The sequence below is a fragment of the Pseudomonas sp. AC136 genome, assembly GCF_979258585.1.
On the sequence record NZ_OZ409865.1, the window covers coordinates 2,986,914 to 3,005,837 of the forward strand.

An 18,924-nucleotide genomic window follows, 5' to 3' on the forward strand; every position below is an offset into this window, starting at 1 on the left:
CACAGCCCCGATGAAGAGGCATAGAAAAACTTAAGGGTGAGGTAGCGCTCACCGCTAACTGAGACGGGGCTTATTGATGCGGCATTAAAAAGACCTGTCACCTGCCAGAGGTGGAGGCAGATGCAGGTCTATTCAATCGCCACAAATATTTCAGATTGCTACTGGCGCCGCGATGTGCGGGTGTGGGTCGTAACCTACAAGCTCGAAGTCTTCCCACGTGTAGTCATAAATGCTCGCCGGCTTACGCTTGATTACTAGCTTCGGCAACGCTTTAGGCTCACGCGAAAGAAGCGTCTTCACCTGCTCCAGGTGATTGGAGTAGATATGTGCATCGCTCATCGTGATGACGATTTCGCCCAGCCCCAAATCGCACTGCTGAGCCAGCATATGGGTAAGCGTTGCGAGCGAAGCGCAGTTGTACGGCCAGCCCAGGAACAGGTCTGACGAACGAATCAGCAGGTGAGCCGACAGCTTGTTGTTGGCCACGTAGAACTGATACAGCAGGTGGCAAGGGGGGAGCGCCATCTTGCCGTTTTTTACGTTCTCCTGAGCACTGACCTTCTCGTCAGGCAGGTACTCAACGTTCCAGCCGTGGAAAAGGATACGACGGCTGTTTGGGTTGGTTTTCAGGGTGTTTACGACGTAATCGATCTGGTTGATGGTCTTCCCATCTTTCGTCGGCCACTCTGTCCACTGCTTACCGTAGATAGGGCCCAGATCACCATCCTCGGTCGCCCACTCATCCCAAATGCTAACCCCGTTCTCTTTGAGCCACTTGGTGCTGGTATCGCCCTTCAAGAACCACAGAAGCTCGTTCACTACCCCCTTGTAGTGAACCTTCTTGGTGGTCAGCAAAGGAAAGCCATCCTCGAGGTTGTGGCGGAACTGACGGCCAAAAACGCTGATAGTGCCTGTACCTGTGCGGTCACCTTTCTGAGCTCCGCCCTGGAGGACATCTGCAAGCAAATCCTGATATGCCTTCACTGAGAAACCTCGACTTTGGTGGTGCTAACTATTTGCAAAGCATCTCTAAGCTTAACATTTTCAGCCTCAATTTCGTTGAGCTTTCGCTTGAGTTCTCTGGCCTCTGCCATGTAATAGTCTCTAGAAAGCAACAAGTCCTTGTGCCGTCGGTCGAGGCTGAAAAGTGAACCTTCATGATCCTTACTTTGGTTGAACCAATACAATACTTCTAAACGACTTTTCTCGAGCCGCTCAGATAAAACCTTAACTGGATCTTTCTGACGAACGGATAGCTCTTTGAGAGACGCTTCTTTGCGTACCCGATTGCTCTTTATTTCTCGCAAGCGATCTAAAGGCCAAGAGCGGTTGCTTAAAGTATTACGATGAAGCCCGGTTAAACGCTGGAGCTCGGCAAGTGTAGGCTTAAGATTTGCGTTACCAGCAATGGTTTGGATCGCACCTAAAATAAGCTCAGTATTCTCATTGAAGTCAGAATCATTCTGAGTATCATAACTTTGGCGATTCATTTATTGATTTTCTCACCAAGATAAATAAGAACGCCTTCGGCTTCATTCATGGCGAGAATGATATTCTCACGATTACTATCAGTTGAAGAACTATTAAGAGCTTGCTGGTTCGAATAATAAACCTCTTTCCATTGGGGAGCGTTTGCCTTGGTGACAACTGCATTGGAGCAATTATTCGGATTGCACTTCAATCCACCAATGCAAGGTAATGAAGGATCACTGTCGTCACTCATACCCCCATAACAAAAGCCACGACCAACGTTTATTAGTGCAACCCCTTGTTTGGCCATCTGATCGAAGATTTGATCCTTGGTGTAACCAGCCGCCATGTAGCCCTCAAAGAATCGCACCATACGATCTCGATGGCTGCTTGCGTTAGCCCCAGCAAAATTCCCGTCTGGGTCACAATAGTTTTCCACATACTCGCGTCCGGCCTTATGTCTTAGCGTTTCCGAACCATTAATTTTGCTTCCTCCGGCAGACAGAATGTCACCAATGTCACCATAACCAAGAGTCGTGATGCTAAACGAGTTAAATCGCTCGATAGGCTCAATTAGGTCAGTAAAATGCTTAAGCTGATAAGAAATAAACGGAAGACCAATTTCGGCACGATACATTTGGAACGCGAGTGTATGCCTCAGCACATAAGGGTACAGCTCAGTTTCACTAAGTTCGTTCTCATCAAAAATATTATCAACTAGGTTCTTGAGCTTGTAACACATGCCGTTTGAGGGTGAAGAATTAGCGCGTCCACCCTTCGGCAAGGTCATACCGCTCGAGAAAGCATAAGGGTTCTGGGTGTAACGAAATATATACTGCAGCGCATGAATTGCATCTCTAACTATTGGAATAGCAATCCATTTATCATCAAACAACTTAGACAGTCCCTCATGGTGCTTAGCCAGATTGGACACAATGAGCTCATGAGTCCCGTCAGGCTGCAAACAAGAGTGCACAAGGAGGTCTGCCAATTCTGAAGGTCGCATTCCTGTATATAAGCCAATGATGAAACAGCAAGCGCAATCTATTACATTCAAATAGTCCCTATAATTATCATTTACAGCTGATGACATGTCGCGAAGCAATGTTTCTGATTTGAACTCTCCAAAATTTCTATCAGACCAAAAACGATCTGCGGAACCCATTAGATTGGGTATTATATCGCTAGGGCTATAGCCTGCTTTCCCAAGGCGAATAGCTACGTATATATCGAAGTTGCCTGGGGTGTGTGCGACAAGTTCAGAAATAAAATACTCTTCAGAAATACACCTGGAAAGCGCGTGGGAGTCTTCAATCTTATGGCCTAAAGCGTTAAGAAAATCCACGATCATATATGAAGAATCTTTTGATGCCTTCTCAAAAATATGATTCGATAAAACCTTGCTCCTTTCGTTCGCCCCCCGATTCGAAGCGCAGTTCCATAACAACGAATCTAATTCGATATACGGCAGAAAACCACCGAATATATCCTCTAAATAAGGCGAGCGAAGGACTCTGAAACATGTTTTCAATCCTTGGCCGAAGACATGTGTATGTACTAACGCTGCTTCTCTATAGTCAGGGGCAGTAAAAGAGCGCAACCCGAGATTACTGTCAGTAAAATATTCATCTCCAAATGTCTCCCTGGCAATACCACACATTGTGTTTATAAAATGAAGGCCACTAGAAAAAGTAGTTATAACCGAAGCAGGACTTAAAGGTTTTTTTGATTTGCTACCGACGCCTAGGTTTTTAGTGAAGAGCAGATTGCAGAGGAAAGCCAGTTTGACTTCAAAAATAATCGCGTTATTGAATCCATTGTAGCGAGAGAAATCCATGCGAAGTGGAGAGCCTTGCATATTCCTGGCAGCATTCGGAACATCAGAATTGAAGTCCCAGACCATCATGCTGAATTTCGAAAGCTTACTAACTGGCATGTCGAGCAAACCATTATAAATGGACACTAATTCAGCGGATAAATTTTTTTCATATGTGAGATCAGAAGACATTAAATCTATTAGTATCTTCCGCCACTTTGGCAACTCTGTCAGAAGTGCGTATAAATGCTCTATCATTCCGACACACTTTCAATCATGGGACTAAGCTCGATGTTATGACTCAACGCTTCAGCCCATTTCAGCTCTTCTATACCAAAGTCTGAGCGCTCAGGATTGAGTATCGAGTCCAGAATATCAAGGTTTTCTCGAACGACGTCACCATACGGAGTGTCTAAAACTCGAGTTACGCGAATAATATTGAGGTAATGTCTCTGCATCGCAAATAGCTCAGGCAAATTGGAGGCGGTAACTATGTTATTGCCGCATCCGAGACATTTGTTTAGAAGGTTACAAGGGCGACCAGGTCTGTAGCCAGCAGACTCTCTTATAAAGTCAGGAGGGTTCATTGCATCTCTACAAGACACCAAGCTAGATCTAAAAATTAATCTATCACCTGGCTCACTCGTTCTTTTAATCACCTCTTCTTTTTGAGCAATCGTTTGTTTGTGTATTTTCTCAAGTGCAACGCTCAGGTTATCCCGTGCGAATTTACCGAATTGCATTTTGTCCAAGTAAGCCAAGGTTGTTTTAATTTTCTTATGCCCAAGCATGGCTTGAATTTCTCTTATTGAGACCCCACGCTCAACCAATTCGGCAATGAAGCTAGGTCTGAACCTTGAAGACGAAAGAATCAATGGTGCGCCGTTTTCATCTGTCAGGCCATGGTCAGCCACAAACGATCTATATATCCTAACTAATCCGGAACAGCCTGATATCTCAAGCGAAGATATTTCCCCTGCTTTTTGAGTCTTCGCCTCAAAAATGAACAACTTCCTTCTTATAGACTCTGGAGCACGCTCTCTGATGCGACGAGTGAGTTTGATAACGCTCTCAAATATTTTACGTACCTCTTTAGCTTGCGAACCGGTCAACCAAGATATATCAGCGTGAAAGAGATCTAAATGATAGATCTTATCTCCAGACGATCGCTCTTTCCAATATGTCAAGCAAGGCCTGTTGCTTACTGGGTGTTTTTCAACAAAGTCTTCAATTTCTAAGCCGATAAGTGATTCGGAGTTCATTCCGGTTATCTGTGCTAATCTCGCCACGTAAGGAGCAAGCATTCTAGAGCTAACCCCGCACGGTACACCCCACCTGGTGTATGCTGTTTTAGGTGGCAACCCCAAGCGCTTTAAAATAAGAAGAAATAAACGCTCATGACATGAGTAATTCCTATCTGCCCGATTAAAGCACGGCTGACAGTTTAATTTATTTTCGAAATGCCACCTTGCATTTAACTCATTAACCCTCTTAAAGATGATGCCACCACAGTCATCTACAGGGTTTTGTCCTAGACCGGTAGGAACATATTGGTCAGCAAGAGAATTAGTCTCGTCAATCTCCCTAAGGATCGCTTGAGCTATGTCACTTCTTTGTTTTGGGGGGTACGGCCTGTATGTTTCACTTTCCCTAATTACATCGAACCCAGCGGCGTCAATAAATGTAGAGATAGGACTACCTTCGAGGCCAATAAATCTCCTCATTACAATTCGGCTGGAGCTCATCATGCCAGTGCCGTAGGCTGTAGAGATTTCACCCTCTACGATCTTATCTTTCAGAAACTCCCTAAATCTAAGTAACGTGTAAGGCTTGAGTATTTCTTCTAATGGCTCGAATCCAGTAAACCCTATAGTTTCTAGGTGCTCGATCAAGTACTTATAGGCATTTGTATAATTGTTATGGCCACTTGGTTTCGTTAGCATCGATGATGCAGAGAAAAGGTGAAGTAAATGCAAAAATGGCTGTTCAGGAACTATTACATCGTTCACGCCGACTATAACTTTTGATTTAAGACTTTCGTAACGTGCCGCCAGTCCGACTTCGTTATTGCTATCTATCCGCTTTTTGCGATCTTTTACCTTTTTATAGTCACCACTAACAACACCCAAGTCACTAAGCTTCGCCTCTATCTCCGAAAAAGTTTGCTTCACTAAGCTGAAGGCAGATCTAGCTTTAGCTATACCTTCAAACCCAGACACTCTATTCAAATAACCATTGATTCTTATAGAATTACCAAATAGTCTGATTAACCTTTTCTCTTCCAGAGTTTTGCTTTCAAACCAGAAAAGAAGTTTTCTCCGCCATTCACAAGCTCCGGCAGTATGGCCATCAATAACAATTTTCTCTTTTTTCAGAGCATCCACAACCCAATCGTAAATATGCTCTCTACCTCTCCAACATATAGAGCGTATACCAGTTTCTTGTTGCAGATAATAAGGTGAGAAGCTCAGATGCCCTTTAGCTCCAAATCTGACTTGCAATAGGCTATTTCTGCATGCCGTTACTTTATTTGCCCAACGCTGAAGGCTTGCATCTATCTCCGCACTACTACGTTTTGCACTCATTTTTTCTCACCAGGTTTCATTTTCAACCTAGTTTGAAGACAGAGCTCTTCCATTTCCCCCGCTTTCGTTCTTTGCTCCATACTGTCATCGCACAAAAGCCGATATACATCTTGCGTTACATGTGAATACATTTCCGTCGTTGAAAAATTGGCATGCCCAAGAGATTTCTGAACGATCACCATTCGCTCCAGAAGATCCCTCCCTAGGTCAGAGCTGTTAATCATAATATGGGCGTTGCCATGACGAAGTTTGTGCGGCGATATCGGCTTTCTTATCTTAAGCAGCTTCAATGCCCTGGCAGAAACTCTTTCAAGCAATTTGCTAATAGAATTCGGCTTAAACGGCTGCCCCTCTGCATTGAAGAAAGCCGGAGTCGATGCAGCGTTTTTGTATTTTCGTGCATATAACTTATATAAGGGTGATGCGTGATAGCGCTTTATCCGATACAGAGTTTCCTTGCTAATAAGGGTATATCGCTCTTTAAACTCTCCGCCACGACCCTTACTACCATGTACTAGTAATGGGCAGTAGCTTGCTTGCACGGACTCTTTATTTTTTATTGAAATGAAATTTGTGGAGCCGAAGTGGAGCGCCTCATCGATTTCGGCCAATGTCACTCGCGGCAACTCAGATCGTCTTACACCGGCGTCAAATATAAATTGCAGAACACAGCGCTCACGCTCGCTACTAGTTGCAAGTATCAACTCCTTCAGCTCGGCTAATTTACACGCAATAACCAGTCGACTCTTTGGTGCGGGAGAGATAAGTCCATTAGCATAAGGGCTAGGCAGAGTGCGGAGGGGGGGACAATCGTCAATCGGAGCGCAGAGGTAATCATTAAAAAACGCATTGTAGGTCGCGTCTCTGTTCCTGATTGTCTTGCTGGATAACTCGTCCTGCTGCAGCTTTCTTAAGTAGCTTTCAACAACGGGACGACTGACGCTGATTAATGAGTCATCTCGACTTTCATTTCTAAAGCCTGGCAGGCTCCTCAGATGAGTTGTGAGGTACTCAATATTCCTGCCATAGGTAGTTGCCGAGTGCTCTGCCATCCTGCCCATTCTCAATCCATGAGAAAGGTATGAGGATGCTAGAGGCATTAGTCGCTCGTCATCATCGAAAACACCTGCGCCAGTGAGTGACACAACACTGTCAACGATTGCGCCGTCTTCATTCAGCAGCGAATCTCGGAGATTCAATTTGACCAGCTTTGCCGTGACAACAGTCACCTGGATCACTCACTTCGCGGCTTAGCGCGGTTTCAGAATGTGCAATTTCACTAAAGCACAATAAAACCGCTTCGCAAGGAGGGATTTCTACGCTGCTGCTGCGTAATGTGCAGATTCTGACTGGGGGTATAAAAGGAAGATATCCGCCGAGCGCTGGTACAGCTGGCAGCTGAGCTTGCCGTCGGCGACATAGAACTGGAACAGCGCGTGGCACGGCGGCAACGCCATCTGGTCGACCAACGCCGGGTTCCAGGCCGAAACCATCAGGCGGCGCGAATCCGGGTTCTTTTTGATCATCTCGATCAGCTTGCTGATCTGGTCCACCGACTCACCATTGGGCGCCGGCCAGTTGCGCCATTGGTAGCCGTACACCGGGCCGAGGTCGCCGTTTTCGTCGGCCCATTCGTCCCAGATTCGCACGCCGTTGTCTTTCAGGTACTTGATGTTGGTGTCGCCCTGAAGGAACCACAGCAGCTCGTGAATGATGGATTTCAGGTGGCACTTCTTGGTGGTCACCAGCGGAAAACCATCGGCCAGGTTGAAGCGCATCTGGTGGGCAAACAGGCTGTACGTGCCGGTGCCGGTGCGGTCGGCCTTGAAGGTCCCGGTCTCGCGCACCAGGCGCATCATGTCGAGGTATTGCTTCATTGCACGACTCCTTTGGCAACCACGGGCGCGCGGCGGTGGGCCCAGACGACCAGGGCCAGGCCAGCGACGATCATCGGCACGCACAGCACCTGGCCCATGGTCAGCCAGCCCCAGGCGAGGTAGCCCAACTGCGCGTCCGGCACGCGGACGAACTCAACGATAAAACGGAAGATGCCGTAGAACAGCGCGAACATGCCGGAGATAGCCATGGTTGGCCGTGGCTTGCGCGAGTAGAACCAGAGAATGGCGAACAGCGCCACGCCTTCAAGGGCGAACTGATACAGCTGCGAGGGGTGACGCGGCAGTTGCGCCGGGTCGGTGGGGAAAATCATGGCCCACGGCACGTCGGTGGCCTTGCCCCAGAGTTCGGCGTTGATGAAGTTGCCGATACGCCCGGCACCCAGGCCGATCGGCACCAGCGGCGCGATAAAGTCCATCAGCTCGAAGAAGCTTTTGCCGTTGCGGCGGCCAAACCAGAGCATCGCCAGCATCACGCCGATAAAGCCGCCATGGAACGACATGCCGCCGCGCCACACTTCCAGAATCAGCAGCGGGTTGGCGATGTAGGCCGGCAGATCGTAGAACAGCACGTAACCCAAACGCCCACCGACGATTACGCCCATCGACGCCCAGAACACCAGGTCGGAGAGTTTTTCTTTGGTCCAGGTGGCGTCGAAACGCTCCAGCCGGCGCGAAGCCAGCCACCAGGCACCGCCGATGCCCACCAGGTACATCAAACCGTACCAGTGGATTTTCAGCGGGCCGATGGCCAGGGCCACCGGGTCGATATTCGGGTAAGCCAGCATGTGGACTCCTTAAATCAAGAAACTCAAACCCACGCTGACAAGCAGCAGGGCGAACAGGCGCTTGAGCAACACCGGCGACAGCCGATGGGCCAGGCGCACGCCGTAACGGGCGAAAAACATACTGGTCAGGGCGATGCCCAACAAAGCCGGCAAGTAGACGAAGCCCAGGCTCCAACTTGGCAACCGTGGGTCATGCCAGCCCAATAGGATAAAACTCAGCGCGCTGGCCAGGGCGATGGGAAAGCCGCACGCCGACGAAGTGGCCACCGCCTGCTGCATCGGCACGCTGCGCCAGCTCAGGAACGGCACGGTCATGGAGCCGCCGCCGACGCCAAAAATCGCCGACGCCCAGCCGATCAACGCACCCGCTGCACCGAGGCCGGTTTTGCCGGGCACGCCACGCGTAGCTTTGGGCTTCAACGAGAAGGCCATTTGAATGGCCACGGCGATGGCAAACACACCGATGATTTTTTGCAGGTATTCGCCGTGAATCGATTTGGCCGTCAGGGCGCCAAGGCCGGCGCCGACGACAATGCCCAGGCCCATCCAGCGCACGATCGTCCAGTTCACCGCGCCTTTGCGGTGGTGCTCACGAACGGCGTTGATGGAGGTGAAAATGATGGTGGCCAAGGAGGTGCCAACTGCCATCTGCGTGAGGATGGCCGGGTCGAAGCCTTGCGCGGTGAAACTGAAAACCAGCACGGGAACAATGATGATGCCGCCGCCCACGCCGAACAGCCCGGCCAGCACACCGGCCCCGGCACCCAGCAGCAAATAGAGCAGGAATTCCATCGGCACCCCCGAAAACAATGCGGCATGGTAACGGAAGCCACCTTGGCTCTCCAGAGATGCCGCCGGGCTGTAGATTTTTCACCGGCCCGCAATGGAAGCGTCCTACCGGCTTGGGTAAAGTGAGCTAGCCTCCCGGCACGGGAGTACCTGTACGCAGAGCCACTGCGCCAGTTGTCTGCCGATTAAGGAATGGGTGATGTGCCTGATTGTTTTCGCGTGGCGCCCTGGCCACGACCAGCCGTTGGTGCTGGCTGCCAACCGTGATGAATTCTATGACCGACCTGCCCTGCCGCTAGCCCCCTGGGAAGATGCACCACACGTACTCGCCGGACGCGACTTGGAAGCGGGCGGCAGTTGGCTGGGCATCGGCAGTGCCGGTCGCTTTGCCGCGCTGACCAATATTCGCGACCCCCGCCAGCCCCCGCTCGGCCGTTCACGCGGCGAATTGGTCGCGGAGTTCTTACGCAGCGACCTGCCGCCGGCTGCGTATCTGGACGACCTGGCGGAACGCGCGGGCAATTATTCGGGCTTCAATCTGCTGCTGGGCGACCGCGACGGCGTGTGGTTTTTCAACTCCCGCGAAGGCCAACCGCGCTTGCTGCCGCCGGGTGTGTACGGCCTGTCAAACGACAGCCTGGACACGCCGTGGCCGAAGCTCGATAGAGCCAAAGCCGCGCTGAACGAGCTACTCGATGCGCCTGAGCCCGAGGCGCTGTTTTCCATTCTCACCGACTCGCAACGCCCACCCGACACGGCACTGCCCGACACCGGGATTGGCCTGGCCACCGAGCAATTGCTGTCGACCGTGTTTATCGCCAGCCGCACCTACGGCACACGCGCCTGCACGGTCCTGATCACGCAAGCAGACGGCAAACGCGTGCTGATCGAGCGCAGCTTTGGGCCCTACGGCGGGCATTTGGGTGAGGTGCGGCTGGAAGACTGAAGACGCTCTCCCGGTTTTCGCCGGGAGAGGCTTTAAGACTGAATGACCGACGCCGGGTTAAGCACGCGGCTCAAGCCAAGATTGCGCAGCGCCAGGTGCAAGGTGCTGTGGATAACCTGTGGATTGTCGATGGTCATGATCTGCGCCAGCAGCTCTTTGGCCTTACCCAGGCTGATCTGACGCAGCAGCCATTTCACCTTCGGCAGGTTGGTGGCGTTCATCGACAGGCCGTCAAAACCCATGGCCATCAGCAACACGGCGGACGACGGGTCGCCGGCCATCTCGCCACAAATGCTCACAGGCTTGCCTTCGGCGTGAGCGCCGTCGACGACCAGCTTCAGCGCCTGCAATACGGCGGGATGGAGGAAATCGTAGAGATCGGCGACCCGCGGGTTGTTGCGGTCGACGGCGAGCAGATATTGGGTCAGGTCGTTGGAGCCCACGGAGAGGAAATCCACCTGCCGCGCCAACTCGCGCACTTGGTAAACGGCGGCCGGCACTTCAATCATCACGCCGACTGGCGGCAGCGGTACGTCGGTGCCTTCGTCGCGCACCTCGCCCCACGCCCTGTGGATAAGGTGCAGCGCTTCTTCCAGTTCGTGGGTGCCGGAAATCATCGGCAGCAGAATGCGCAGGTTATCCAGGCCTTCGCTCGCCTTGAGCATGGCGCGGGTCTGCACCAGGAAAATTTCCGGGTGGTCGAGGGTGACGCGAATGCCGCGCCAGCCCAGGAACGGGTTGTCTTCTTTGATCGGAAAGTACGACAGCGCCTTGTCGCCGCCGATGTCCAGGCTGCGCATGGTCACCGGCAGCGGATGGAAAGCGGCCAACTGCTCGCGGTAGATGGCCAGCTGTTCTTTTTCGCTGGGGAAGCGCTCTTTCATGATGAAGGGCACTTCGGTACGGTACAGGCCAACGCCTTCAGCGCCGCGCTCCTGGGCGCGCACCACGTCGGCCAGCAGACCGGTGTTCACCCACAGCGGCATGCGGTGGCCGTCGAGGGTCTCGCACGGCAATTCGCGCAGCGCCGCCAAACCCTGGGTGAGCTGGCGTTCTTCTTCCACCACTTCAACGTATTGCTTGCGCAGCACGTCGCTGGGGTTGGTGAACACTTCACCGTGGTAGCCGTCGACGATCAGCTGAATGCCGTCGATTTTCGAATACGGCAGATCGACCGCACCCATCACCGTGGGAATACCCATGGCGCGGGCAAAAATCGCAACGTGGGAGTTACCCGAACCGAGTACCGAGACCAGGCCCACCAGCTTGCCTTCCGGCACTTCGCCGAGCATGGCCGGGGTCAGCTCTTCGCTGACCAGAATGGTGTTGTCGGGGTAAACCAGGTTCTGCTGACGCGCTTGTTGCAGGTAGCTGAGCAGGCGGCGGCCGAGGTCTTTGACGTCGGAGGCGCGCTCGCGCAGGTAGGCGTCGTCCATCAAACCGAAGCGGTTGACGTGCTCGCCCACCACTTGGCGCAACGCGCCCTGCGCCCACTGACCGGTTTTGATCACGGTGGTTACTTCGCCGCCGAGGGCCGCGTCGTCGAGCATCATCAGGTACACGTCGAACAGCGCGCGCTCTTCCGGCCGCAGTTGCGTGGCGAGCTTGGCAGACAGCGCACGCATGTCGGCGCGCACGCGCTCCAGGGCCTGATTGAACAGCAGCAGTTCGGCGGCGATATCGGAAACGGTTTTGTCGGGCACCACCTCAAGGTCAGCAGGCGGCAATACCACCACCGCCGTACCCACGGCAGCGCCCGGCGAGCCCGGCACGCCAGTGAATTTTGCCTCTTGAATGCCTTTGCCCTGACGGCCCAGACCCCGGATGGAACCGGTGGCCTCAGCGTGGGCGATAACGCCGGCGAGCTGGGCGCTCATGGTCACCAGGAAGGCTTCTTCGCCCTCGTCGAACTGGCGACGCTCTTTTTGCTGAATAACCAAAACGCCCATCACCCGCCGGTGGTGAATGATCGGCGCGCCGAGAAAGGAGGCGTAGCGCTCTTCACCGGTTTCGGCGAAGTAGCGGTAGCGAGGATGGTCGGCGGCGTTTTCGAGGTTCAGCGGTTCTTCGCGCGTGCCCACCAGGCCGACCAGACCTTCGCTGGGCGACATGCTGACTTTGCCAATGGAGCGCTTGTTCAAGCCCTCGGTGGCCATCAGCACGAAGCGATTGGTTTCGGGGTCGAGCAGGTAAACGGAGCACACCTGGCTGCCCATGGCGTCTTTTACCCGCTGCACAATGATCGTCAACGCCGACTTGAGGTCTTTGGCGCTGTTCACTTCCTGGACGATCTTGCGCAGCGTGTTGAGCATGGCTCGAGGTGAACTCCTAGGTCGGTCTTATAGCTTGCATCGTCAATCTCGCGCGAGAAGGCGCGGCGCCAATTCCTTCAATGCGCGGCGGTACACCTCACGCTTGAATGTCACAACCTGGCCCAGCGGGTACCAATAACTTACCCACTTCCAGCCATCGAATTCAGGTTTGTTAGTCAGGTCCATGCGCACCCGCTCTTCGGCGGATTTCAGGCGCAGCAGAAACCACTTCTGCTTTTGCCCGATGCACAACGGCTGACTGTGAGTACGGACCAAGCGCTGCGGCAGACGATACCGCAACCAACCGCGGGTGCAGGCAAGAATCTGCACATCTTCCTGCTCCAACCCGACTTCTTCGTTCAATTCGCGATACAGCGCTTCTTCGGGGGACTCGTTGTCATTGATGCCGCCTTGCGGAAACTGCCAGGCGTCCTGATTGATACGACGAGCCCAGAGCACTTGCCCAACATCATTGGTAAGAATGATGCCGACATTCGGGCGAAAACCATCAGAATCGATCACGGCACAACCTCGTAAACGCATGTTTTTGCATTCTTTCACAAAGGTCGTGATGCCAGCAACGCGCCTTCCAACCTTATGGGCAGGTGCCTTCAAACCCCGTATTGTTCCGCCCTTGGGAAAACGACTACGCTCGGTTTCACCGTCCCTTGAGCCGTCAACTTTTTGATATCTGTAAAGCGAGATTACGTATGCGCCTGGCCCTGTTCGACCTCGATAACACCCTTCTGGCTGGCGACAGCGATCACGCCTGGGGCGATTACCTGTGCGAGCGCGGCTTCCTCGACGGAGCTACTTACAAAGCGCGCAACGACGAGTTTTATCAGGATTACCTGGCCGGCAAGCTGAACATCACCGACTACCTGAACTTCAGCCTGGAAATTCTCGGCCGCACCGACATGGCCCAATTGGATCAATGGCACCGCGAGTTCATGCGCGATTGCGTTGAGCCGATCATCCTCGCGCCCGCTTTGGCGTTGCTGGAGAAGCACCGCGCGGCGGGCGACAAGCTGGTGATCATCACCGCCACCAACCGTTTCGTCACCGGCCCGATTGCCGCGCGCTTAGGCGTCGACACGCTGCTGGCCACCGAATGCGAGATGGCCAACGGCCGCTACAGCGGGCGCACCACCGACGTGCCGTGCTTTAAAGAAGGGAAAGTGACGCGACTGAACCGCTGGCTGGAAGAAACCGGCCTGAACCTGGACGACAGCTACTTCTACAGCGACTCGATGAACGATTTGCCGCTGCTGGAGAAAGTCGCCAACCCGTTCGCCGTTGACCCGGACCCCACGCTGCGCGCCGAAGCTGAGCGCCGGGGTTGGCCGGTGATTAGCCTGCGCGGCTGATCTCAACGGCATCGAGGCTAAAGCCTCTCCTACAAGGACCGCGCCCCTTGTGGGAGAGGCTTTAGCCTCGAGTTTTTGCTTTTTCTTACGCCGGCTTGGCGCCCATCAGGCCAAGAATCGCCACCAGCAACACCAGAATCAACACCCCGTACACCAGCGCAAAGCGCTGCAACCGTTGCGGCGCGGCCACCGGGCCCAGCACTTCCCACGCGGCCAGGCGGCCCGACAGCAACAGGCCGACAATAAACAGCACGATAAACAGCACCGAACTGACCAGCAGCCACAACTGGCTCAGCGGCCAGCCGGCGATGTGCACCAGGTAAAAGCCACTCACCGGCAGCGTGGCGGCCAGCACGGCGAACACCGGCAGGCTCATCACGCGGGTGCGGCGCACTTTGCGTTGCAGCACGGCCAAGTCGCCGCGACGCTGGGCTTTCCAGAGCATAAAGATATGGGCGATCACGCCCAGCGGCAGCAGCACGGCCACGGCGGCGTGGAGAATTTTGAAGAGCAGATAATGTTCCATGTCGCGTCCCTGTCAGGCGTGCCCATGCCGCCCAATGGCGGCTGCGCATCTGATCATTAATTAACCAAGAAACAGCTTGTAGGCCGGATTGGCGCTTTCATCCCAGTACGGATAGCCGATTTCCTCCAACGCGGCCGGCAGCAGATGACGCTCGTCTTCCGGCACTTGCAGCGCTGCCAGCACGCGGCCATCGGCGGCGCCGTGGTTGCGGTAGTGGAACATGGTGATATTCCAGCGCCCGCCCAGCTTGGTGAGAAAGTTGAACAGCGCACCCGGCCGTTCCGGGAATTCGAAACGGAACACGCTTTCGTCCGGCACCGCCGCCGCATGGCCGCCCACGGCGTGGCGAATGTGCAGCTTGGCCAGTTCGTTGTCGGTCAGGTCGAGCACCGGAAAGCCCTGGGCGCGCAGCCCTTCCACCAGCGCCGAACGCGGATCGGTATCCGGGTGCGTCTGCACGCCGACGAAAATGTGCGCTTCTTTGTCGGTGTGGTAGCGGTAGTTGAATTCGGTGATCTGGCGCTTGCCGATGGCTTCGCAGAACGCTTTGAAGCTGCCGGGCTTTTCCGGAATGGTCACGGCAATGATCGCCTCGCGGCCCTCGCCCAGTTCGGCGCGCTCGGCCACATGGCGCAGGCGGTCGAAGTTCACGTTGGCGCCAGAGTCGATGCCCACCAGTACCTTGCCAGTCACGCCTTCACGCTCGACGTACTTCTTGATGCCCGCCACGGCCAAGGCGCCAGACGGCTCGGTGATCGAGCGGGTGTCGTCGTAGATGTCTTTGATCGCCGCGCAGATTTCATCGGTGCTGACGGTGATGACCTCGTCGACGTGCTCGCGGCAGATGTCGAAGTTCAGCTTGCCGATCTGCGCCACCGCCACGCCGTCGGCGAACAGGCCCACCTGGCTCAGCACCACCCGCTCGCCCGCCGCCAAGGCGGCTTGCAGGCAGTTGGAGTCGTCTGGCTCGACGCCGATGATCTTGATCTCCGGACGCAGGTACTTCACGTAGGCGGCCATCCCAGCAATCAGCCCGCCGCCGCCGACCGGGATAAAAATGGCCTCGATCGCGCCGGGCTGCTGGCGAAGAATTTCCATTGCCACCGTACCCTGGCCGGCGATGACGTACTCATCGTCGTACGGGTGGATATAGACGTAGCCTTTTTCCTCGACCAACTTGAGCGAATGGGCCAGCGCCTCGGGGAAGGCGTCACCATGCAGCACCACGCGGCCGCCGCGACTGCGCACGCCGTTAACCTTCAGCTCGGGCGTGGTGCGCGGCATCACGATGGTGGCTTTAACGCCCAGGTGTTTGGCGGCCAATGCCAGGCCTTGCGCATGGTTGCCGGCCGAAGCGGTAACCACGCCGCGGGCGAGTTCTTCGGCGCTGAGCTGCGCCAGCTTGTTGTACGCGCCGCGAATTTTGAACGAGTAAACCGGCTGCAAATCTTCGCGCTTGAGCAGAATCTGATTGCCCAGGCGATCCGACAACTGGCGCGCGGGCTGCAACGGGGTTTCCACCGCGACGTCATAGACGCGCGAGGTCAGGATTTTCTTCACGTACTGTTCAAGCATGGCGGCATCTTTGGCTTACAGGGCGGGTCGGCCAGTCTACTCCAGCGCTCTGGCCTGCGGCCACCGGGGGCTTGTTGTTGGGCGTCTATGTTGGCGCCACCCGACCCGGCGCCAAGGCTATAATCCGCGCCTCCCCGTTTACCTTCAGGCGCAGAACCCGCGATGACTCAGGATCAACTCAAGCAAGCCGTGGCCCAGGCGGCCGTTGACTTCATTCTTCCGAAGCTCAATGACAAGAGCATCGTCGGCGTCGGCACCGGCTCGACGGCTAACTGTTTTATCGACGCGCTGGCCAAGCACAAAGGCGCTTTCGATGGCGCCGTCGCCAGCTCCGAAGCCACCGCCGCGCGCCTCAAAGGCCATGGCATCGCGGTGTATGAACTCAACAGCGTGAGCGACCTGGAGTTCTACATCGACGGCGCCGACGAAAGCGACGAGCACCTGAACCTGATCAAAGGCGGTGGCGCTGCCCTGACCCGCGAGAAAATCGTCGCCGCCGTGGCGCAAACATTTATCTGCATTGCCGACGGCAGCAAGCTGGTGCCGGTGCTGGGCAATTTCCCCTTGCCGGTAGAGGTCATTCCCATGGCCCGCAGCCATGTCGCCCGCGAATTAGTGAAACTGGGCGGCGACCCGGTGTACCGCGAGGGCGTGATTACCGACAACGGCAACATCATTCTGGATGTGATGAACATGCAGATCACCAACCCGGCGGAGCTGGAAACCCAGATAAACGCCATCGTCGGCGTGGTCACCAACGGCTTGTTCGCCGCGCGCGGTGCCGATCTGTTGTTGCTGGGCACCGCCGAAGGCGTCAAGACGCTGAAGCGCGCCTAAGCAAGCGCCGCGAAGCCTTAGCCGTTGCGTGCAGCCAAAAACGCCATAAAGGCTTCGCGGCTGCTGTAGCGCGGTTGATAGCCGAACTCTTCTTTCAAACGGCGGTTACTCAGCACCGGCCGGTAGCGCAGAAAGTCGAGTTGCTCCGGGCCGTACTGGCTCAGCCCCAACGGTTTAAGAATGCGCAAGGCGTTGCGGATCAGGCCGGCCGGCAACGGCCGATACGGCTTGCCCAGCAGCGCGGCAATCTCGCGCAGGCTCAGGGCGCCGTCGCCGGCCAGGTTAAAAATGCCTTGCGCATGGGTTTCCAGGCCTTTGCGAATGATGCTGACCACGTCCTGATCCCAGATAAAAACAAAGCGGCTGTCACTGCCTTTAATACCGAGCACGGCGCGCTTGCTGAACATGTCGGTGATCTGGTTGTTCACCCGCTTACCCAAAATCGTGCCTGGCCGCAGCACCAGCTGGTGCAGCTGCGGATGATGGCGGCGGGCGTTGGCCAGCAACACCTCCACTTCCTGCTTGTGCTTGGCGTAAGCGAAATGCGGGTGGCCGCGCAGCGGATCGTTTTCGTCGATCCACTCGGCGTTTTCCGGGAAATAGCCATACGCCGCGCCGGAGCTGGTGACGATCAGCTGCTTCACGCTGCTGGCCACTGCCGCTTCAACAATCGAGCGGGTGCCGCCGACATCAATCGCATGCAGCTGCGCGTCGCTCATGCCGCGCGGCGGCGTGACCACCGACGCCAAATGAACAATCGCCTCGGGCTTCCACGCCGCCACGCATTCGCGCACCTGGTTCGGCTGGCTGATATCGAGCAACACCGGCTCGACATTCATTTTCAAACCCTGCGTGGTTTGTGAGCGGATGTCGGCGGCGATCAACGTCCATTTGGGATGCTGCGCCGCCAGGTCGTTAAGCAGTTGCTGGCCGATAAAACCTGCCGCGCCGGTAATCAGGACGCGCATGTCAGCGTCTCCTTGTCAGCGCCGGCCACCGCCAGCGGGCGATTGCGCCAGAACAGCACCAGCAGCAACCCGCTGACCAGATGCCAGGTGCCCCACAGCGCTGCGACGAGGGCCATGTTGGCCTCGCCACCAAACTGGGAAAAGATCAGCCCCAAGGCAAGCCCGGAGTTGTGCATGGAAATCTCGATAACCATGGCCCGCAAATTGGCGCCGCGCTGGCGCGCCAACTTCGCCATCAACCAACCGAGCACGATGGCGCTGGCGTTGTGTACCACCACCAACACCAGCACCAAGCCGAGCGAGGCGGTGAACATTTTCCAATTGCTTGCCAACGCGCCAACCACGAAAAACGCGAAGGCGAGCAAGGCGAAGCGCTTGAACCACGGCATGATGCGCTCGGCCACGTGGGGCCACAGGTTGCCCACCAACATGCCCAGCGCCAGCGGCAGACCGAGCAGCCACAGCAGGTTGAGGATGATGCTCAGGTGATCGACGTGCAGGCTGCTCAAGCGCTCAGCCAGGTAGGCGGACGCTTCGGGGTTGCAGGCGCTGGTCAGCGCGAAATTGAGCGGCAACAGCACCAGCGCCAGCAGGCTGGACAGCGCCGTCATGCTCATCGACAGGGCCGTGTTGCCGCGCGCCAGGTGGGTCATCACATTGGAGAGATTGCCGCCGGGGCAGCAGGCCACTAACAGCAGGCCGAGTTCCAGCCCAGGGTGCAAGTCGACCAGCAAGGTCACCAGCAGCGTGAGCCAGGGCAGCAGCAGGCATTGACCCAACATGCCGGCGAGCACCGGTTGCGGGTGCCGCACGATGGCGCGAAATTGCGCCACGCGAAGTTCCAGCGACACGCCGAAAATCAGCGCCGCCAGCACCAGGCCGAGGATGAGTTGAGAACTCGCGTCGTAATTCATAAACGGGCCCTTTATTTTTGTTTTAGCCCGCCGCACTGTACGGGCGCAAACGGGCGGGCAACAGTGGCAACGGCGGCCAGCGGCGGTGGCCAATTGCGCCAGCGCCGCCGCCACGCAAACAAGCGCAACGTAATCA

Annotated in this window: 16 protein-coding genes and 1 pseudogene; 3 read left to right on the forward strand and 14 right to left on the reverse strand. The window is 55.5% G+C overall.

From position 1 onward, the window contains the following. Positions 1-150 precede the first annotated feature (150 nt). From ACZZZU_RS13400 to ACZZZU_RS13435, 8 genes and pseudogenes are all read right to left on the reverse strand, one after another. On the reverse strand, positions 151-984 hold the full coding sequence (locus ACZZZU_RS13400; RefSeq protein WP_463550884.1) for a thymidylate synthase: 834 nt from the start codon (positions 982-984) through the stop codon (positions 151-153). Further along, positions 981-1,490, reverse strand: a complete 510-nt coding sequence (locus ACZZZU_RS13405; protein ID WP_463550885.1) for a hypothetical protein — start codon at positions 1,488-1,490, stop codon at positions 981-983. Before ACZZZU_RS13405 ends, ACZZZU_RS13400 begins: the two co-directional genes overlap by 4 nt. After that, positions 1,487-3,544: a tyrosine-type recombinase/integrase gene (locus ACZZZU_RS13410; RefSeq protein ID WP_463550886.1), complete on the reverse strand. Its 2,058-nt coding sequence runs from the start codon at positions 3,542-3,544 to the stop codon at positions 1,487-1,489. Before ACZZZU_RS13410 ends, ACZZZU_RS13405 begins: the two co-directional genes overlap by 4 nt. Further along, the gene (locus ACZZZU_RS13415; protein WP_463550887.1) at positions 3,541-5,871 is read right to left on the reverse strand and encodes a site-specific integrase; all 2,331 of its coding nucleotides are present in this window, start codon (positions 5,869-5,871) and stop codon (positions 3,541-3,543) included. The genes ACZZZU_RS13410 and ACZZZU_RS13415 overlap by 4 nt, the downstream gene beginning before the upstream one ends. Further along, complete coding sequence (locus ACZZZU_RS13420) at positions 5,868-7,100, reverse strand: tyrosine-type recombinase/integrase (protein WP_463550888.1); 1,233 nt, start codon at positions 7,098-7,100, stop codon at positions 5,868-5,870. Before ACZZZU_RS13420 ends, ACZZZU_RS13415 begins: the two co-directional genes overlap by 4 nt. A 123-nt stretch (positions 7,101-7,223) precedes the next feature. Next, positions 7,224-7,748 (reverse strand): annotated as a pseudogene (locus ACZZZU_RS13425) (thymidylate synthase); the annotation flags it as partial. Continuing rightward, entirely contained in the window at positions 7,745-8,554 is an 810-nt protein-coding gene (lgt, locus tag ACZZZU_RS13430; protein WP_122492074.1) for a prolipoprotein diacylglyceryl transferase, read from the reverse strand. The pseudogene ACZZZU_RS13425 and the gene lgt, both read right to left, overlap by 4 nt. 9 nt (positions 8,555-8,563) lie before the next feature. After that, positions 8,564-9,346, reverse strand: coding sequence for a sulfite exporter TauE/SafE family protein (locus ACZZZU_RS13435; RefSeq protein WP_463550889.1), 783 nt, complete (start codon positions 9,344-9,346; stop codon positions 8,564-8,566). Positions 9,347-9,542: 196 nt separating this feature from the next. On the opposite strand from ACZZZU_RS13435, the gene ACZZZU_RS13440 reads away from it, so the two are divergent. Next, positions 9,543-10,289 (forward strand): NRDE family protein, encoded by a 747-nt coding sequence (locus ACZZZU_RS13440; RefSeq protein ID WP_463384160.1) that lies wholly within the window; start codon positions 9,543-9,545, stop codon positions 10,287-10,289. 32 nt (positions 10,290-10,321) lie between these two features. Here ACZZZU_RS13440 and ptsP read toward each other — a convergent pair whose 3' ends face one another. Both ptsP and ACZZZU_RS13450 read right to left on the reverse strand, forming a co-directional pair. Further along, positions 10,322-12,601 carry a phosphoenolpyruvate--protein phosphotransferase gene (ptsP, locus tag ACZZZU_RS13445; RefSeq protein ID WP_122492077.1) on the reverse strand — a complete coding sequence of 760 codons (2,280 nt, stop codon included), beginning with the start codon at positions 12,599-12,601 and terminating at the stop codon, positions 10,322-10,324. Positions 12,602-12,643: 42 nt separating this feature from the next. Further along, on the reverse strand, positions 12,644-13,123 hold the full coding sequence (locus tag ACZZZU_RS13450) for an RNA pyrophosphohydrolase (protein ID WP_122492078.1): 480 nt from the start codon (positions 13,121-13,123) through the stop codon (positions 12,644-12,646). Between the two features lie 188 nt (positions 13,124-13,311). On the opposite strand from ACZZZU_RS13450, the gene ACZZZU_RS13455 reads away from it, so the two are divergent. Further along, the gene (locus tag ACZZZU_RS13455; RefSeq protein ID WP_463550890.1) at positions 13,312-13,968 is read left to right on the forward strand and encodes a histidinol-phosphatase; all 657 of its coding nucleotides are present in this window, start codon (positions 13,312-13,314) and stop codon (positions 13,966-13,968) included. 85 nt (positions 13,969-14,053) lie between these two features. On the opposite strand, the gene ACZZZU_RS13460 is transcribed toward ACZZZU_RS13455, so the two are convergent. Together ACZZZU_RS13460 and ilvA are read right to left on the reverse strand one after the other, a co-directional pair. Then, on the reverse strand, positions 14,054-14,494 hold the full coding sequence (locus ACZZZU_RS13460; protein WP_463550891.1) for a DUF2269 family protein: 441 nt from the start codon (positions 14,492-14,494) through the stop codon (positions 14,054-14,056). Positions 14,495-14,554: 60 nt separating this feature from the next. After that, positions 14,555-16,069: a threonine ammonia-lyase, biosynthetic gene (ilvA, locus tag ACZZZU_RS13465; protein WP_463550892.1), complete on the reverse strand. Its 1,515-nt coding sequence runs from the start codon at positions 16,067-16,069 to the stop codon at positions 14,555-14,557. Positions 16,070-16,231: 162 nt separating this feature from the next. Between ilvA and rpiA the strand changes: the two genes are divergently transcribed. Next, complete coding sequence (gene rpiA / locus ACZZZU_RS13470) at positions 16,232-16,906, forward strand: ribose-5-phosphate isomerase RpiA (protein WP_122492081.1); 675 nt, start codon at positions 16,232-16,234, stop codon at positions 16,904-16,906. A gap of 17 nt (positions 16,907-16,923) precedes the next feature. Here rpiA and ACZZZU_RS13475 read toward each other — a convergent pair whose 3' ends face one another. After that, on the reverse strand, positions 16,924-17,874 hold the full coding sequence (locus tag ACZZZU_RS13475) for an SDR family oxidoreductase (RefSeq protein ID WP_463550893.1): 951 nt from the start codon (positions 17,872-17,874) through the stop codon (positions 16,924-16,926). Continuing rightward, complete coding sequence (locus ACZZZU_RS13480) at positions 17,862-18,788, reverse strand: bile acid:sodium symporter family protein (RefSeq protein ID WP_463550894.1); 927 nt, start codon at positions 18,786-18,788, stop codon at positions 17,862-17,864. The genes ACZZZU_RS13475 and ACZZZU_RS13480 overlap by 13 nt, the downstream gene beginning before the upstream one ends. Positions 18,789-18,924 lie beyond the last annotated feature (136 nt).

Bases quoted from the DNA above. Each gene is read 5' to 3' on its own strand.
- ACZZZU_RS13405 (WP_463550885.1), bottom strand. From the start codon at position 1,490: ATGAATCGCCAAAGTTATGATACTCAGAATGATTCTGACTTCAATGAG.
- ACZZZU_RS13410 (WP_463550886.1), bottom strand. From the start codon at position 3,544: ATGATAGAGCATTTATACGCACTTCTGACAGAGTTGCCAAAGTGGCGG.
- ACZZZU_RS13440 (WP_463384160.1), top strand. From the start codon at position 9,543: ATGTGCCTGATTGTTTTCGCGTGGCGCCCTGGCCACGACCAGCCGTTG.
- rpiA (WP_122492081.1), top strand. From the start codon at position 16,232: ATGACTCAGGATCAACTCAAGCAAGCCGTGGCCCAGGCGGCCGTTGAC.
- ptsP (WP_122492077.1), bottom strand. From the start codon at position 12,601: ATGCTCAACACGCTGCGCAAGATCGTCCAGGAAGTGAACAGCGCCAAA.
- ACZZZU_RS13435 (WP_463550889.1), bottom strand. From the start codon at position 9,346: ATGGAATTCCTGCTCTATTTGCTGCTGGGTGCCGGGGCCGGTGTGCTG.
- ACZZZU_RS13480 (WP_463550894.1), bottom strand. From the start codon at position 18,788: ATGAATTACGACGCGAGTTCTCAACTCATCCTCGGCCTGGTGCTGGCG.
- ACZZZU_RS13475 (WP_463550893.1), bottom strand. From the start codon at position 17,874: ATGCGCGTCCTGATTACCGGCGCGGCAGGTTTTATCGGCCAGCAACTG.
- ACZZZU_RS13455 (WP_463550890.1), top strand. From the start codon at position 13,312: ATGCGCCTGGCCCTGTTCGACCTCGATAACACCCTTCTGGCTGGCGAC.
- lgt (WP_122492074.1), bottom strand. From the start codon at position 8,554: ATGCTGGCTTACCCGAATATCGACCCGGTGGCCCTGGCCATCGGCCCG.
- ilvA (WP_463550892.1), bottom strand. From the start codon at position 16,069: ATGCTTGAACAGTACGTGAAGAAAATCCTGACCTCGCGCGTCTATGAC.
- ACZZZU_RS13415 (WP_463550887.1), bottom strand. From the start codon at position 5,871: ATGAGTGCAAAACGTAGTAGTGCGGAGATAGATGCAAGCCTTCAGCGT.
- ACZZZU_RS13460 (WP_463550891.1), bottom strand. From the start codon at position 14,494: ATGGAACATTATCTGCTCTTCAAAATTCTCCACGCCGCCGTGGCCGTG.